The organism is Microbacterium plantarum, from assembly GCF_035231185.1.
In the GTDB taxonomy this organism is placed as follows: Bacteria; Actinomycetota; Actinomycetes; order Actinomycetales; family Microbacteriaceae; genus Microbacterium; species Microbacterium plantarum.
On sequence record NZ_CP141117.1, the window covers coordinates 1505281 to 1521337 of the forward strand.

Annotated in this window: 19 protein-coding genes and 2 tRNA genes; 14 read left to right on the plus strand and 7 right to left on the minus strand. The window is 68.0% G+C overall.

Annotated features, from left to right (window positions below; all coding sequences use genetic code 11):
- Positions 1-37 precede the first annotated feature (37 nt).
- From gatC to VC184_RS07265, 6 genes are all read left to right on the plus strand, one after another.
- Positions 38-337: an Asp-tRNA(Asn)/Glu-tRNA(Gln) amidotransferase subunit GatC gene (gene gatC, locus VC184_RS07240; protein WP_112614600.1), complete on the plus strand. Its 300-nt coding sequence runs from the start codon at positions 38-40 to the stop codon at positions 335-337.
- Positions 334-1845: an Asp-tRNA(Asn)/Glu-tRNA(Gln) amidotransferase subunit GatA gene (gene gatA / locus VC184_RS07245; RefSeq protein ID WP_112614602.1), complete on the plus strand. Its 1512-nt coding sequence runs from the start codon at positions 334-336 to the stop codon at positions 1843-1845. The genes gatC and gatA overlap by 4 nt, the downstream gene beginning before the upstream one ends.
- On the plus strand, positions 1845-3362 hold the full coding sequence (gatB, locus tag VC184_RS07250) for an Asp-tRNA(Asn)/Glu-tRNA(Gln) amidotransferase subunit GatB (RefSeq protein WP_269266387.1): 1518 nt from the start codon (positions 1845-1847) through the stop codon (positions 3360-3362). Before gatA ends, gatB begins: the two co-directional genes overlap by 1 nt.
- Positions 3363-3434: 72 nt before the next feature.
- Complete coding sequence (gene dinB / locus VC184_RS07255) at positions 3435-4694, plus strand: DNA polymerase IV (RefSeq protein ID WP_114589364.1); 1260 nt, start codon at positions 3435-3437, stop codon at positions 4692-4694.
- A 40-nt stretch (positions 4695-4734) separates the two neighbouring features.
- On the plus strand, positions 4735-5055 hold the full coding sequence (locus VC184_RS07260; RefSeq protein ID WP_112614608.1) for a hypothetical protein: 321 nt from the start codon (positions 4735-4737) through the stop codon (positions 5053-5055).
- Positions 5030-5608 carry a nucleoside/nucleotide kinase family protein gene (locus tag VC184_RS07265; RefSeq protein WP_274177831.1) on the plus strand — a complete coding sequence of 193 codons (579 nt, stop codon included), beginning with the start codon at positions 5030-5032 and terminating at the stop codon, positions 5606-5608. Before VC184_RS07260 ends, VC184_RS07265 begins: the two co-directional genes overlap by 26 nt.
- Here the strand turns inward: VC184_RS07265 and VC184_RS07270 are convergent, their stop codons facing one another.
- The 5 genes from VC184_RS07270 to orn form a co-directional block, all read right to left on the minus strand.
- Entirely contained in the window at positions 5609-6079 is a 471-nt protein-coding gene (locus VC184_RS07270) for a DUF2017 family protein (RefSeq protein WP_274177832.1), read from the minus strand. It abuts the gene before it with no gap.
- A complete protein-coding gene (gene clpS, locus VC184_RS07275) occupies positions 6076-6375 on the minus strand; it encodes an ATP-dependent Clp protease adapter ClpS (protein WP_112614614.1) in 300 nt (99 codons plus the stop codon). The genes VC184_RS07270 and clpS overlap by 4 nt, the downstream gene beginning before the upstream one ends.
- Entirely contained in the window at positions 6366-6716 is a 351-nt protein-coding gene (locus VC184_RS07280; RefSeq protein ID WP_274177833.1) for a metallopeptidase family protein, read from the minus strand. The genes clpS and VC184_RS07280 overlap by 10 nt, the downstream gene beginning before the upstream one ends.
- Positions 6717-6743: 27 nt before the next feature.
- Positions 6744-6819 (minus strand) — tRNA-His (locus VC184_RS07285).
- 38 nt (positions 6820-6857) lie between these two features.
- Positions 6858-7481, minus strand: coding sequence for an oligoribonuclease (gene orn, locus VC184_RS07290; RefSeq protein ID WP_112614618.1), 624 nt, complete (start codon positions 7479-7481; stop codon positions 6858-6860).
- A gap of 121 nt (positions 7482-7602) precedes the next feature.
- On the opposite strand from orn, the gene VC184_RS07295 reads away from it, so the two are divergent.
- The 7 genes from VC184_RS07295 to VC184_RS07325 all read left to right on the plus strand — a co-directional run bounded on the left by VC184_RS07295 (position 7603) and on the right by VC184_RS07325 (position 15020).
- The gene (locus VC184_RS07295) at positions 7603-8733 is read left to right on the plus strand and encodes a Gfo/Idh/MocA family protein (protein WP_323987644.1); all 1131 of its coding nucleotides are present in this window, start codon (positions 7603-7605) and stop codon (positions 8731-8733) included.
- Positions 8730-9458, plus strand: coding sequence for a cupin domain-containing protein (locus VC184_RS07300; RefSeq protein WP_274177835.1), 729 nt, complete (start codon positions 8730-8732; stop codon positions 9456-9458). The genes VC184_RS07295 and VC184_RS07300 overlap by 4 nt, the downstream gene beginning before the upstream one ends.
- Positions 9455-10543 (plus strand): Gfo/Idh/MocA family protein, encoded by a 1089-nt coding sequence (locus tag VC184_RS07305; protein WP_323987646.1) that lies wholly within the window; start codon positions 9455-9457, stop codon positions 10541-10543. Before VC184_RS07300 ends, VC184_RS07305 begins: the two co-directional genes overlap by 4 nt.
- Before the next feature lie 42 nt (positions 10544-10585).
- Entirely contained in the window at positions 10586-11614 is a 1029-nt protein-coding gene (locus VC184_RS07310; RefSeq protein ID WP_114589445.1) for an ABC transporter permease, read from the plus strand.
- Between the two features lie 35 nt (positions 11615-11649).
- Entirely contained in the window at positions 11650-12537 is an 888-nt protein-coding gene (locus VC184_RS07315) for a carbohydrate ABC transporter permease (RefSeq protein ID WP_269266274.1), read from the plus strand.
- Positions 12538-12581: 44 nt separating this feature from the next.
- Complete coding sequence (locus VC184_RS07320) at positions 12582-14249, plus strand: ABC transporter substrate-binding protein (RefSeq protein WP_282502528.1); 1668 nt, start codon at positions 12582-12584, stop codon at positions 14247-14249.
- 66 nt (positions 14250-14315) lie between these two features.
- Positions 14316-15020: a hypothetical protein gene (locus tag VC184_RS07325; protein ID WP_282502529.1), complete on the plus strand. Its 705-nt coding sequence runs from the start codon at positions 14316-14318 to the stop codon at positions 15018-15020.
- A 13-nt stretch (positions 15021-15033) separates the two neighbouring features.
- On the opposite strand, the gene VC184_RS07330 is transcribed toward VC184_RS07325, so the two are convergent.
- Positions 15034-15106: transfer RNA gene (locus tag VC184_RS07330), tRNA-Arg, on the minus strand.
- A gap of 108 nt (positions 15107-15214) precedes the next feature.
- Between VC184_RS07330 and VC184_RS07335 the strand changes: the two genes are divergently transcribed.
- Positions 15215-15430, plus strand: coding sequence for a methyltransferase (locus VC184_RS07335; RefSeq protein ID WP_282502530.1), 216 nt, complete (start codon positions 15215-15217; stop codon positions 15428-15430).
- On the opposite strand, the gene yczE is transcribed toward VC184_RS07335, so the two are convergent.
- Entirely contained in the window at positions 15411-16046 is a 636-nt protein-coding gene (gene yczE / locus VC184_RS07340; protein WP_282502531.1) for a membrane protein YczE, read from the minus strand. The genes VC184_RS07335 and yczE overlap by 20 nt on opposite strands.
- Positions 16047-16057: the final 11 nt, after the last annotated feature.

Consider the following 16057-nt stretch of genomic DNA (forward strand, 5'->3'; position numbering starts at 1 on the left):
GTCTCGCGGGCGATCGGGCCCCAACTAGAATCGTCGGGTGTCTGAAATCACCCCCGATCTCGTGCGCCACCTCGGCGTGCTCGCCCGGATCCAGCTGAACGACGAGGAGGTCGAGCGTCTCACGGGACAGCTCGACGCGATCGTCGACAACATCGCGAAGGTGTCGGAGGTGGCGACGCCGGATGTTCCGGCGACGAGCCACCCGATCGCCCTCGAGAACGTCTTCCGCGAGGACGTCCCCGGCGACATGCTCACGCTCGACCAGGTTCTCCAGAACGCACCCGAACGAGCGGACGACCGTTTCCGCGTGACCGCGATCCTGGGGGAGGAGCAGTGAGCGACATCATCCGGTCGAGCGCCGCCGAGCTCGCCGCCCGTCTGGCCGACCGCAGCATCAGCAGCGTCGAGGTGACTCAGGCTCACCTCGACCGCATCGCCGCCGTCGATGGTGACGTGCACGCGTTCCTGCACGTCTCCGAGCACGCCCTCGAGGTGGCGGGCGAGATCGACGCGCGCCGCGCCGCGGGTGAGGAGCTCGGCGAGCTGGCGGGTGTGCCCCTCGCGATCAAGGACGTGCTCGTCACCACGGACATGCCGTCGACGAGTGGGTCGAAGATCCTCGAGGGCTTCATGTCGCCGTACGACGCGACGGTCGTGGCGCGCGCTCGTGCTGCGGGACTCGTCCCGCTCGGCAAGACGAACATGGACGAGTTCGCGATGGGCTCCTCGACGGAGCACTCCGCGTACGGGCCGACCCGCAATCCGTGGGACCTCGACCGCATCCCCGGCGGCTCCGGGGGCGGTTCCGCCGCCGCCGTCGCCGCGTTCGAGGCGCCGCTCGCCCTCGGATCCGACACCGGCGGCTCGATCCGTCAGCCCGCGCACGTCACGGGCACGGTCGGAGTGAAGCCGACGTACGGTGGCGTCAGCCGCTACGGCTCCATCGCGCTCGCCTCGAGTCTCGACCAGGTCGGTCCCGTCTCGCGCACCGTTCTCGACTCGGCTCTGCTGCACGACGTCATCGGCGGCCACGACCCGCACGACTCGACGTCGCTGGCGGACCAGTGGCCGTCCTTCGCCGCGGCAGCGCGCGAGGGTGCCCGGGGCGATGTGCTGCGCGGACTCAAGGTCGGCGTCATCCGCGAGCTCGCCGATGTCGGCTTCCAGCCCGGCGTCAGCGCGTCGTTCCGCGCATCTTTGGCGGCGATGGAGGCGCAGGGCGCGGAGATCGTCGAAATCAGTGCACCCCACTTCGAGTACGGGGTCGCCGCGTACTACCTGATCCTCCCGGCCGAGGCGTCGAGCAACCTCGCGAAATTCGACTCGGTGCGGTTCGGACTTCGCGTCGACGTGCCCGGCGGCACCGTCGAGGACGTCATGTCGGCGACCCGCGAAGCCGGCTTCGGCGACGAGGTCAAGCGCCGCATCATCCTGGGCACCTACGCCCTGTCGGCCGGCTACTACGACGCCTACTACGGCAGCGCTCAGAAGGTGCGGACGCTCATCCAGCGCGATTTCGACGAAGCTTTCGCGCAGGTCGATGTCATCGCGACTCCGTCCGCACCCACGACCGCGTTCCGTCTCGGCGAGCAGATCGACGATCCGCTGCAGATGTACCTGAACGACGTGACGACCATCCCGGTCAATCTCGCCGGCGTTCCGGGGATCTCCATTCCGTCGGGGCTGTCGGATGACGATGGTCTGCCGGTCGGTATCCAGTTCATCGCTCCGGCGCGCCAGGACGCACAGCTGTATCGGGTGGGCGCCGCGCTCGAGTCTCTGCTCGTCGACAGCTGGGGCGGCCCGCTGCTCGACCGCGCACCGATCCTGGGAGGGGCACGCTGATGGCTGCCAAGGTCGCACTGATGGACTTCGACAAGGCGCTGGAGCTGTTCGAGCCCGTGCTCGGCTTCGAGGTGCACGTCGAGCTGAACACGCGCACGAAGATGTTCTCGCCGGCTGCGAACCCGGCTCACCCCGACAACCACGGCGCAGCTCCGAACACCCTCGTCGCGCCCGTCGACATGGGTCTGCCCGGGGCGCTCCCTGTCGTGAACGAGACGGCGATCCGGTCGTCGATCAGCCTGGGTCTCGCGCTCGGCTGCTCGATCGCACCCTCGAGCCGCTTCGCGCGGAAGAACTACTTCTACCCGGACCTCGGCAAGAACTACCAGATCTCGCAGTACGACGAGCCGATCGCGTTCGAGGGCGCGGTCGAGGTGGAGCTGTCCGACGGCACCACCGTCACCGTCGACATCGAGCGGGCCCACATGGAGGAGGATGCGGGCAAGCTCACGCACATGGGCGGCGCCGCGGGTCGTATCCAGGGCGCCGAGTTCTCGCTCGTCGACTACAACCGAGCCGGAGTGCCGCTCGTCGAGATCGTGACCAAGCCGATCTTCGGTGCCGAGCACCGCGCGCCGGAGATCGCGAAGGCCTATGTCCGCACGATCCGCGACATCGTCATCGGCCTGGGTATCTCGGAGGCGCGCCTCGAGCGGGGGAACCTGCGGTGCGACGCGAACGTGTCGCTGCGTCCCCGGGGCCAGGAGAAGCTCGGCACGCGTACCGAGACGAAGAACGTCAACTCGATGCGCTCCGTCGAGCGTGCGGTGCGCTACGAGATCCAGCGTCAGGCCGCCATCCTCGCCGAGGGCGGCACCATCACGCAGGAGACTCGGCACTGGCATGAGGACACCGGCACGACCTCGCCGGGGCGCCCGAAGTCGGATGCCGACGACTACCGGTACTTCCCGGAGCCCGATCTGCTGCCGGTCGCACCGTCGCCGCAGCTGATCGACGAGCTCCGCGCGGCCCTTCCCGAGCCGCCGGCTGCCCGACGCCGCCGGCTGCAGGGCGAATGGGGCTTCACCGACCTCGAGTTCCAGGACGTCGTCAACGGCGGCCTGCTCGCCGAGGTCGACGCGACGGTCGCGGCGGGGGCGTCGCCCGCTTCGGCCCGCAAGTGGTGGACCGGCGAGATCACGCGCGTCGCGAACGCGCGTGGGGCCGAGCCGCAGGCGCTCGTCTCGCCGGCTGACGTGGCGGCGCTGCAGAAGCTGGTGGATGCCGGAACCCTGACCGACAAGCTGGCGCGCCAGGTGCTCGAGGGCGTGATCGACGGCGAAGGCTCGCCCCAGGAGGTCGTGGATTCGCGCGGCTTGGCTGTGGTGTCGGACGACGGCGCTCTGATCGCCGCGATCGACGACGCCCTCGCCGCTCAGCCGGACGTCCTGGCGAAGATCAAGGACGGCAAGGTGCAGGCTGCGGGAGCGGTGATCGGCGCGGTCATGAAGGCTATGAAGGGTCAGGCCGACGCCGCGCGCGTGCGCGAGCTGATCCTCGAGCGCGCGGCCCAGTAGGCGCAGCTTCGTCGCACGGCCGCGTCGTCCGACGGCGCGGCCGTTGTCGGCGGTACCCGCGACAATAGAAGCATGGGACGCGGCGACGGCACGGGACGCATCGTGTCGCCGCCGGATGCGGACGACACCGGCACCCGCATCCTCCACGTCGACATGGACGCCTTCTACGCGGCCGTCGCGGTGCTGGACGACCCGTCCCTCGCGGGCAAGCCCATCATCGTCGGCGGCGTGGAGCGCCGCGGCGTCGTCTCGAGCGCCTCGTACGAAGCGCGGCGCTTCGGCGTCCGGTCGGCGATGCCGGTCGCGCGCGCCCTGCAGCTGTGCCCGCAGGCCATCGTGGTCCCGACGACGTTCGAGCGCTACACGGAGCTCTCTCGACGCGTGATGGAGATCTTCCGGTCGATCACGCCACTGGTCGAGCCGCTCTCGATCGACGAGGCGTTCCTCGACGTGAGCGGGGCCCGTCGGCTCTGGGGGAGCCCACGCGAGATCGCGCAGCTCATTCGACGGCGCGTGCTGAGCGAGACCGGCCTCACCTGCAGCGTGGGGGTCGCGGCGACGAAGCACGTCGCCAAGATGGCGTCGACGATCTCCAAGCCTGACGGGCTCCTCGTCGTCGCCGAGCACCAGACGCTCCGCTTCCTCGCAGGTCGCCCGGTCGGTGCCCTGTGGGGCGTGGGCCCCAAAGCCGCCGAGGCCCTCCTCGCGCGCGGCATCCGGACGGTGGCCGACGTGTGGGACACCCCGCGCTCCGTCCTCGACCGTGCGCTCGGTCCGGCGATGGGCGAGCGCGTGTGGCATCTCTCGCGCGGTCACGACGCTCGTCAGGTGCAGACCGAACGGGCCGAGAAGAGCATCTCGCACGAGGAGACGTTCTCCCACGACGTCACCGACCTCACGGTGCTCCGTTCCGAGCTCAGGCGTCTGGCCGACCGGGTGGGCGCGCGACTGCGCGCTGGCGGCTGGGAGGCTGGGACGGTGTCGATCAAGGTGCGACTGAGCGACTTCTCGACGTACTCCCGCTCGCAGACTCTGCCCCTGGCGACGAACGTCGGGCAGCGCATCGGGTCAGCGGCGATCGAGTTGCTTTCGTCGGTGGAGCTCTCGCAACCGGTGCGACTCATCGGCGTCCGAGCCGAGAAGCTGCGTCCGGACGGCACGGGAGGCCTCACGCTCTGGGACGACGATGAGGAATGGCGCCGCGTCGACGACGCCCTCGACGGGGCCCGCGCCCGCTTCGGCCGGGGTGCGGTCACGCGGGCGAGCGTGCTCGGACCTCGTCGCGACGTCGGCGCCATGCCGACCAACCCGCGCCCCGACCACGAACATTGACACCTGTACCGCGGCACCCGGGGGAGGGTACGGTGGGTCCATGCCCAACCTCGCACTCGAACTCGGCAAGCAGACCGCGAATCTCGGCGTCACCAGCGTCTACGGCGAACAGCAGGATGTCGACGGCATCACGCTCATTCCGGTCGCGCTGACGTGGAGCGGCTTCGGGGCCGGCGAGGACAATGAGGGAAACAGCGGCGGCGGGGGCGGCGGCTACGCCATCCCCGTCGGGGCGTACGTGCGCAAGGGCGATGATCTGCGTTTCGAGCCGAACCTCGTGTCGCTGGTCGCCGTCGGCATTCCCTTCGTCTGGGTCGTGGGCCGCGCTCTCAGCCGTGTCATCCGCGCCCTCAAGAAGTAGGGCCGTCGCGCGCCTGACCTCGGCGGCGCTCGTCCGCACCGTCCTCGACGAGGTCTCGCCGGGCGACGTCGTGATCATCGATGGGCGCAGCGGCGCGGGAAAGTCCACGCTGGCGCGCGAGCTCCAGCGACAGTGGGACGGCGCGCAGCCGCCGCAGTTGGTCGCGCTCGATGAGCTGTATCCCGGATGGGATGGCCTCGCTGCGGGTGCCGAGTACGCCGTCGCGCGCGTGCTCGCCCCGCGTCGCACAGGCGCGCCCGCGCGCTGGCAGCAGTGGGATTGGGCGGCGGACCGCTATGGCCAGGATCGCGCGCTGAAGGGCGACGAGTCGATCATCCTGGAGGGCAGCGGTGCGCTGACTGCTGCGGCCGCAGCCTTCGCGACCGTACGGATCTGGTTGGACGCGCCGAGCGATGTGCGCAAGCGGCGTGCCCTGGACCGCGACGGTGACACCTATCGGCCGCACTGGGAGCGCTGGGCGGCGCAGGAGCAGGACCACATCGCTCGGAACGATCCCCGCCGCCTCGCGACGCACGTCGTCGAACTGGTCTGATCACCCGTCGAGTGCTTGCAGCAGCATCTCCTGCCGGTACCCGAGCCACTCGTAGACGTCGAAGCGGGGATCCCCCATCGGCATGATGCTCTCGTCGGTGATGCCGATGCGCTCCGCAAGCACCAGACGGAGCCCAGCGAGCGTCCTCAGCCACGCGGTCTGCTCTTGCGGATCGAGCGTGAGTCCCTCGCCGGACGCCGTATGGGTGGAGCGATCGCGGGAGCCTCTCGCGAGGGTGGCCAGCACCAGGCGCGCATCCGCGGCGCGTGTCGCAGCGACATCGTCTCGTGTGAGGGCGCGGAACTCCGTCGCGGCAGCCGGGTCGTCCGGGTATGCGTCGGGGGAGAGCCGGCGGGCTGCCGGATCCCGAGGATCGTCGGGGGTTTCGACGAGCTCGAGGTACTGATCGACGAGTTCGCGGAGATAGTCCGCCTCGGCCGCGGGCAGCGCGAAAACGATGGTCGTGGTCATTCGTTCGCCCGTCTGACCGTCGCCCAGAGGCCGAATTCGTGCATCGCGCGCGTGTGCGCCTCCATCGCTTCGCGCGGACCCTCGGCGACGATCGCGTGCCCCTCGTGATGGACGGAGAGCATGAGCTGCGTCGCGCGGTCGCGCGAGTACCCGAAGTAGGTCCGGAAGACGTGGACCACATACGACATGAGGTTCACCGGGTCGTTCCACACGACGGTCTGCCATGGTTCGTCGGGCGCAGCACGGAGGTCGGTCTCGATGTCGAGGTCGGGGAGAGCGGTGCTCATCAGGCCCATCCGAGCTCGTGCAAGCGGTCGTCGTCGATGCCGTAGAAGTGGGCGATCTCGTGGACCAGCGTGGTGTGGACCTCGTCGCGAAGGCCGGCGACGTCGGCGCACGCGTGAAGATGCGGTTCGCGGTAGACGATGATGCGGTCGGGGAGCTCACCCTGCCCGTAGCGCTCGCGCTCTGTGAGGGCGTAGCCGTCGTAGAGGCCGAGCAGGTCGAGGCTGCCGTCTTCCGGGCGGTCTTCGACGACGAAGATGACGTTGTCGAGTCCGTCGACCATGTCGTCGGGGAGGCGATCCAGCTCGTCGGTGACGAGGAGCTCGAACTCCTCGACATCCATCTCGATCATCTGCACTCCCGGACCGGGGTGTTTACGTGGGGTGGCTAACGGGACTTGAACCCGCGACCCCCGCGACCACAACGCGGTGCTCTACCAACTGAGCTATAGCCACCATGTCTCCCGGTGAAACCGGGCAACCAGACGATTGTATTACACGGATGGGGCATACGACGACACGGCGGCCTCAGCGGCTGCCCGAGCCTCGTCGCTCGTGGGTCCGGGCGCCGGCACGAACACGGCGGAACGGTAGTAGGCGAGCTCGCGGATCGACTCTCGGATGTCGGCCAGCGCCCTGTGTCCGCCGTCCTTGGCCGGTGCCTGGAAGTAGGCGCGGGGGAACCAGCGCCGCGAGAGCTCCTTGATGCTCGAGACGTCGACGTTGCGGTAATGCAGCCAGGAGTCGACCCGGGGCATGTACTTCGCGAGGAACATCCGGTCGGTGCCGATCGTGTTGCCGGCCAGGGCTGCCTTGCCTTCGGGCACGAAGCGCTGGATGTACTCGAGCACCGCCGCTTCAGCGTCGACGAGGGGGACGCCCGAGTCGAGCTCGGAAAGCAGGCCCGACGTCTCGTGCATCGCGGTCACGAAGTCGCCCATGTTCGCTCGCGCCGCCTCGCTCGGACGGATGACGAGCTGGAAGCCCGGGTCGAGCTGCCGCAGCTCGTAGTCGGTGACGATGACCGCCACCTCGACGAGCTCGTCGACGCTGAGATCCAGCCCCGTCATCTCGCAATCGATCCATACGAGACGGTCGTTCTCGGCTGTTCCCACCATGTCGCCCATCCTAGTGACCGGTCGCGACACGGTCGTTTTAGAAAACTGTTGACCGCGCGCGGCAGATGCGACCATCATGACTACTACGTCGTAGTAATACGTAGTAGAAGTGCGAGGAAGCATGTTCAGAATCGGCATCATCGGCACGGGCGGCATAGCGAGTGCCCACATCGGCGGGTACCTCGCGTTCCCTGGGGAGTGCGAGATCGTCGCCCTTGCCGACGTCATGCCGGGAAAGGCGGCGCAGAAGGCCGAGGAGTTCGGCCTGAGCGATGCCGCCGGCTACGACGACCCGCTCCGGATGATCGCGGAGGCCGATCTGGACCTCGTCAGCATCGCGACTCCGCCGTCGACGCACGCGGCCCTCTCGATCGCGGCGTTGGACGGCGGTGTGAATGTGCTGGTCGAGAAGCCGATGGCGCCGTCCCTCGAAGAGTGCGACGCGATGCTGGCCGCCCAGGAGCGCTCAGGCAAGGTGCTCTCGGTCGTCGCACAGAACCGGTTCCGCGACGACCTGGCGACGCTCAAAACCGTCGTCGACTCGGGGCTTCTCGGTCCGATCTCCTCCGTGCGGGTGGATTCGGCGTGGTGGCGCGGGCTGCCCTACTACGACCTCTGGTGGCGTGGCACCTGGGAGAAGGAGGGCGGCGGTTGCACCCTCAACCACGCGATTCACCACATCGACCTGCTGCTGTGGCTCCTCGGCCGCCCGATGGAGGTGACCGCGATGCTCGCCAACGCGCAGCACGACAACAGCGAGGTCGAGGATCTCTCCGTCGCGGTCCTCCGCTACGAACGCGGGCTCGCCCAGCTCACCAGCTCCGTGGTCCATCACGGGGAAGAGCAGGAGATCGTCATCCAGGGGGCGAACGCCCGGGTGTCGCAGCCGTGGCGGGTGATCGCCGAGCGCGCCGATGGTGGCGGATTCCCCGCGCAGGGCGGTGATCCCGAGCTGGTGGCAGCGATCGAGGCTGTCGTCACTGCCCGGGAACCTCTCGCGCACACCGGGCACGCGGGGCAGATCGGAGACCTGCTCGCCGCCATCCGGGAGGGGCGCGCTCCGGTCGCGGACGGGCGGGACGGCCGCAACGCGATCGAGGTCGTCTCGGCCATCTACAAGGCGGGCATCGAGCGCACCTTCGTCGACCTCCCGATCCCCGCCGACGACCCCTACTACCGCGCCGGCCAGCTCGTCGAGCGCGCACCCCGCTTCTACGAGAAGCAGCACTCACTCATCGAGGCGGCATCGTGACCGGCCTCTCGTTCCCCGGCGGCACCTCGCTGTCGCACCTCGACATCTACCACGACGCCGCCCCCGATGGCATCTGCGGCGGCAGTCCGCACATCCACCTCGTCTCGACGGAGGCTTACCTCGTCGTCGAGGGTCGTGGCGCCCTTCAGACGATCGACGGCGAGGGGGTCCGGGAGACCGAGCTGAATGCCGGATCGGTCGTCTGGTTCACGCCGGGCACGATCCACCGTGCGGTCAACCGCGGCGGGCTGAAGGTGCTGGTGCTGATGAGCAACGCGGGACTGCCGGAGGCCGGCGATGCCGTCATGACCTTCCCCCCGCATATCGTCGGCGACCCGGCGGCGTACGCCGAGGCGGCAGCACTGGGCGAGGGGGAGGAGCGGGCCGCGCGCGCCGCTCGCCGTCGGGACCTGGCCGTGACGGGGTTCCAGGCCTTGCGCGATGCGGTCGCCGCCGGCGATCGGGCTCCGCTCGACGACTTCTACGCAAGCGCCGGCGCGCTCGTCCGCGACCGGGCGGCCGCCTGGAGCGAGCTCGTCCGCGCCGGTGCGCTCGCTCAGGCGCAGACCTCGCTGACGCTCACCGAGGCCACCGCGCGCGGCGACGTCGCCCATCTGCGCGATGCCCGAGCCCGTGTCGCTCCCGCGCCCCCCGGGGAACGCGCCTTCGGCATGTGCGGACGGATCCGTGCCTACGACCTGACAGACCAGGAGAACACCCGATGACCGATTCATACACTTTCGACCCCCTCCCGCGCCCCGTCGTCGCTCCGGGCGAGTTCGCTTTCGCGGCGGTCGGTCTCGACCACGGCCACATCTTCGGCATGACCGATGGACTGATCGGCGCCGGGGCGACGGTGACCTGGGTGTTCGACGAGGATCACGCACGCGCCGCCGCGTTCGCGAAGCAGTATCCGACGGCACGCATCGCCTCGAGCGAGCAGGAGGTCCTGAACGACCCCGCGGTTCGGCTGGTCGCGACCGCCGCGATTCCGTCGCAGCGTGCGCCCATCGGACTGCGGGCGATCGACGCAGGGAAGCACGCTTTCGTCGACAAGGCGCCCCTGACGACCTTCGCGCAACTGGATGCCGTCCGGGAGGCGACCGCACGGACGGGTCTGCTCTATGCGGTGTACTACGGCGAGCGCGTGCACTCGGAGGCGGCGATCCTCGCAGATCAGCTCGTCCAGCGGGGCGCGATCGGCAGGGTCGTGCAGGTCGTGTGCTTCGGTCCGCATCGCATCGGCGGGGGACGCCCCGATTGGTTCTACGACCCGGCGCAGTACGGCGGCATCCTCTGTGACATCGGCAGCCACAACTTCGACCAGATCCTCCATTACACGGGTGCGACGACCGGTCGGGTGTCGACCTCGACCATCGCGAACTACGCGCATCCGGAGACTCCCGGCCTGCAGGACTTCGGCGACGCGCACGTGGTCCTCGACAACGGTGCGACGGGATACGTCCGCGTCGACTGGTTCACCCCCGACGGCTTGGGAGTGTTCGGTGACGGGCGCACGCTTCTGCTGGGCACCGACGGGTACATCGAGCTGCGCAAGTACATCGACATCACGACCGACAACGGTGGTGGCCAGGTGCTCCTCGTGAATCAGGAGGCGCAGCACCGGTTCAACGCGAACGGCATGACGGGGTTCCCGTATTTCGGGCAGCTCATCCGCGACTGCATCGATGGCACCGAAACCGCGATGAGCCAGGACCACGCCTTGATGGCGGCGGAGCTCAGCCTGCACGCGCAGATGGGCGCGACGGTGATCGGCTCTCCGTCGCCGGCGCCCGTCCTGACACCCTGACGGGGACCCGGTCACGAAGACCACGAGGATGTGGAGTTCCGAATGACGCAATCCGTTCACGCGCCGGTTCGGCTCGGGGAGGGCCCGAGGCCGGGCACCGCCACGCGCGCGATCACCACGGCGCCCGCGAAGCGGCGACTGTTCCGCCGTGATCGCACCCCGCGAGCCAAGCAGACCTGGCGTCGTGCCCTCGTCCGCGACTGGCGGCTGTACACCTTCCTTCTCGTGCCGGTCGTCTTCCTGCTCGTGTTCCGGTACATCCCGATGCTCGGAAACGTCATCGCCTTCCGGCGGTTTCGCCCCGGAGGATCGATCTTCGGCGACGAGTGGGTGGGCTTCTACTACTTCGAGGCGTTCATCTCGAACCAGCAGTTCTGGACGGTGTTCTGGAACACGGTGGTGCTCGGAGGCCTCACCCTGCTGATCACGTTCCCGCTGCCGATCATCCTGGCGCTCATGCTCAACGAGCTGCGCTCGCGTCGCTTCAAGCGCATCGTGCAGACGATCTCGTATCTTCCGCACTTCATGTCGGTCGTCATCGTCGCCGGCCTGGTGCTGCAGCTGACCGCTCTGAACGGGACGGTCAACCAGGTCGTCGAGGCGATGGGGGGCGACCCAGTGCCGTTCATGCAGCGCCCCGAGTGGTTCCGCTCCATCTACGTGTCGTCCGAGGTGTGGCAGACGGTCGGCTGGGGAACGATTCTGTACCTCGCCGCGCTCACCACCATCGACGATCAGCTCTACGAGGCCGCCCGCATCGACGGGGCCAATCGCTGGCAGCAGACCTGGCACATCACACTGCCGGGGATCCGCCCGACGATGATGGTCCTCCTCATCCTGAACATCGGCTCCTTCATGGCCGTCGGGTTCGAGAAGGTCCTGCTGTTGCAGAATCCACTCATCTACTCGACGGCGGACGTCATCTCTACGTATCTCTACCGCGTCGGCATCCAGTCGGCCCAGTTCTCGTACGGAACGGCCATCGGTCTGTTCGAGGCCGTCATCGGCCTCGTGCTCGTCCTCGGCGCGAACGCCCTCTCCCGTCGATTGGTTGGTACCTCGCTGTGGTGACCGAAGCCCTTCCCCCGAAGCCAGACAGTGCCCGCGTGCGCCGGGAGACCGGCATCATCAAGGAGTCAGCGGGTTACCGCACCTTCCGTGTGGTGAACGCCGTCGCGCTCGTGCTCGTCTGCGTCGTGACGCTCTATCCGTTCATCAACCTCGTCGCCAAGGCGTTCTCGTCGGAGGGGTACATCGCCGCCGGCGAAGTGAACCTGATCCCGCGCGGCTTCAACATCGACACGTTCCGCGTTGTCATGAACGACGGCACGTTCTGGACGAACTACGGGAACACGTTCCTGTACACGATCGTCGGAACCGTCATCGCGATGGCGATCACCACGACGTACGCCTACGCGCTCAGCAAGCCGTATCTGAAGGGACGGACCTTCTTCGTCGGCATCGCGGTGTTCACGATGTTCTTCGGCGGCGGGCTCATCCCCAACTACATCCTCATCGCCAACTACCTCGGCTGGCGCAACAGCATCTGGGCCGTCGTGGTACCCGGAGCGCTGAGCGTCTTCAACCTGCTCGTCATGAAGTCCTTCTTCGAGAACTTCCCGGAGGAACTCGAAGAAGCCGCAGCGATCGACGGGCTCACGACCTACGGCATCTTCTTCCGGATCGTGCTGCCGCTGTCGAAGGCCGTGCTCGCGACGATGACGCTGTTCTACGCCGTGAGCATCTGGAACTCGTGGTTCAACGCCTTCCTGTTCCTGGACGACAAGTCACTGTTCCCGGTGACCGTCTACCTACGGAACCTCATCGCGGCGGCGACGGGGGTCCAGGAAGCGATCGGCGGCGAGTCCGCTCAGGTCGCTTCGAACATCCAGGCCGTCACGATGCTGCTCACCGTGCTCCCCATCATCTGCCTGTACCCCTTCATCCAGCGCTACTTCGTCTCGGGCGTGATGCTCGGGTCGGTGAAGGGCTGAATCCCCTACGTCGAACGACGACGTTCACACAGAGGAGAAACACCATGAGAATCACTCGCCACACCCTCGCCGGTGCCGCGGGCCTGGCTGCGGTCGCGGTCGCGCTGTCCGCCTGCTCCGGGCCCGCGACCGAGGATGCCGCCCGCGACGGCGGTGCCACGATCGGAGAGGCCCAGTCCGTCGGCGCAATGGAGGACTTCGAGGCCGGGGTCTCCTTCGCCGCGACCGAGCCGGTCCAGTTCTCGATCATGTATCGGGACCACCCCAACTATCCGGTGAAGGACGACTGGTCGTTCTTCGAGCATCTCGAGAAGGACCACAACGTCACGTTCTCCCGTACGGACATCCCGATGGCCGATTTCGATCAGAAGAAGTCTCTTCTCATCGGCAGCGGCGAGGCCACCGACATCATCTCGTCGACGTACGCGGGATCTGAGACGCAGTTCGTCTCGGGCGGTGCGATTCTGCCGGTCTCGGACTACTTCGACTACATGCCGAACTTCCAGCAGAAGATCGCTGATTGGGACCTCGAGGACGATCTCCGGAATCGTCGCCAGGAGGACGGGAAGATCTACCACCTTCCCGGCTTGCGCGAGGTGCCCGATGTCCAGTACTCGGTGGCCATCCGCGAGGATCTGTGGAAGAAGGCCGGCATCACCGAGGATCCGGCGACCTGGGACGAGTACCTCGAGCAGCTCGAGAGGGTGAAGCAGGCGAATCCCGAGCTGGACTACGCGATGTCGGATCGCTGGACGGATGCGACACCGCTCGGCTCCCTGCTCAGCATCATGGCGCCGAACTACCCCACGGCCGCGGGCTGGGGCTACGCGAACACGTGGTACGACCAGGATGCCGGCGAGTACGTGTTCACGGGAGCATCGGACGGATACAAGCAGGTCGTGTCCGATGCTGCTGCTCTCGTCGAGGCAGGCGTCCTGGACCCGGAGATCACCCAGAGCGATGACCAGGCTGTGCAGAAGTTCATCTCGGGCAAGTCGGCCGCGATCTCCGGGAATACCCAGACGATCGCGGAATACCGGCAGAAGTTCGCCGACTCGGGGCAGGGCGACGTCCCGATCCGCCTGATCTCGCTCCCGGGCGGGCCGGCGGGCGACAAGCTTCCGAGTGGCCGCTTCACCTCGGGCATCCTCATCTCGAGCGATGCGGCCGAGAAGCCGTACTTCAAGGCACTGCTGCAATTCGTCGACTGGCTGTACTACTCAGACGAGGGCCTCGAGTTCGCTCAGTGGGGTGTCGAGGGCGAGACGTTCACCCGCGAGGCCGACGGTACTCGCAAGCTGATGGACGATATCGCGTGGAGTTCGATCAACGCCGGCGCCCCACAGCTTCTCAACGCCGACTACGGCTACAGCAACGGGGTCTTCCTTCTCGCGAACGGCTCGTCCCAGGAGCTGGTGCTCTCGATGATGACCGACGAGATCGCCGAGTGGACCGCTGAGCAGCTCGAGAAGAAGGAACAGCTGCCCACCGCCCCGGCTCCGTTGCTCAACGAGATCGAGCTCGAGCAGACCTCTCTGCTGCAGACGCAGCTGACGGATGCCGTCCACGCGGCGACCGCGTCGTTCATCACGGGCCAGCGCTCCATCGAGGACGACTGGGACGCTTACGTGGCCGAGCTCGAGGGCTTGGGGTCGCGCCAGCTCATCGACACGTTCAACACGGCGCTCGAGCGCACGCAGAATCAGGGATGACCGAGAGCGGCCGGCTTTCTGACCGGGGCGGGCCGCCTCGTCTCGTCGAGTGAAGGAGCCGAGGAAATGGATGCGGAAACCACCACGATTCGTCGCGGCGACCCGGCAGATGAGGTCGGCCGCGGCCCCCTCTCACGCGGTGCCGCCTTCATCTACCGGCAGATGGTCCTGGAGGCGCAGCTGCTGCTCGCGTCGCTGCCCTCCGTCGTAGCGGTGCTGCTGCTGGACCGGGACCCGTCGAACGTCCCCCTCTTCGTCCTCGCGCTGCTGCCCGTCGCCCCCGCCCTCGTGGCGGGGGTGGCGGCGGCGATGGTTCCGCGCACCGACCTGTCGCCGGGTCGGCACTTCTTCCGTGCGTATGGCCGCGAGCTCGTGCCGACCCTCCGCTGGGCGGCCCCGGCGGCGGTGGCTCTCGCTCTGCTCGCCTTCAATCTCGTCCACCTCGACGGCGTCGACGGCGGGGCGACGCTGCGCCCGCTCTACAGCGTCCTCGGGCTGCTGATCCTCGTCTGGGCCGGGCACATGGTGGTCCTGACGGCCGGGTTCCACTGTCGCGCGCGCGATGCAGCGCGTGTCGCGGCGGCGCAGCTCGCTTCCCAGTGGCGGTTCTCGCTGGGGGTGCTGTCCCTGCTGATCGTGACGGTGTTTCTCGTGATCGTGGTGAGCGAGACCGTCGTGCTGCTCCTCCTGTGGGCGTTCGCGGGTCTGCTCGCGCTCATGGCTCGACCGCTGCTGGCGGACACCGCGCGGAGATTCACGCCGCAGGCCTGAGCGGCGCCTGGAGTGCCCCCGACAGGATTCGAACCTGTGACCAACGGATTAGAAGGCCGCTGCTCTATCCACTGAGCTACGGAGGCGGATGCTTCTACGCTATCGCGCGGAGACGCCGGTTTCGGGCCGGATGCCGCGGAACACTGGTTCCGGGGCGGTCGGGGGCGTACCCTGCGGGTGTCGGAAGGGGTTCGATGATGAACGCGCAGACAGGATCGACCGCACTGTGGGTGGCGTACGGCGCCGGGGGAGTCGCGGGAATGATCCGCCACCGCGGCGACGAGTACATCGTGACGATGGCGGGTGCGGACGCCGAACTCGGCGCGTACCCCACGATGGAGATCGCCAAGAACGCGCTGCACGCGCACATGGCGCCGGGAGCGGACTGGCCTAGGTTCCGGGAGCACTGAGGCCGCCCACCGTCGCGGCTGGTGTTGTGTGACGTCGGCGGCGTGCCCGGCCGTCGAAGACCGGCAGGCTCACGTGCACCATGGGCCCGATGAGCACGGCGAAGAGCACTGTGCCCAGGCCCACCGTGCCGCCCAGGAGCCAGCCCGTGACGAGCACCGTCGCCTCGACCCCGAGCCGCCCCGCCCAGATGGGCCAGCCCCACCGCTGATGGATTCCGGTCATCAAGCCGTCGCGGGGGCCCGGACCCAATCGCGCCCCGATGTAGATGCCCGAGGCGACACCGACGAGCGCCGTGCCCGCGATGAACATCGCCACCCGCGCGATCCAGTGATCGGGCGTGCTCACGAGCGGGAGGGTGAACTGCATCGCGGCGCCGACCACGAGGATGTTCGCGACGGTGCCGACACCGGGCTTCTGACGGAGTGGGATCCACAGGAGCAGGACCAGGAACCCGGTGATGCTGACGACCCAGCCGATCCCGATGCCGGTGTTCTTGCTGATTCCTTCGGCCAGGACGGTCCAGGGGTCGAGACCGATTCCCGCGTCGACCATCACCGCGCACCCCGCTCCGAACAGGATGAGGCCGACGATGAGCTGCGAGAAGCGGAGTATCACTCGTCTATTGC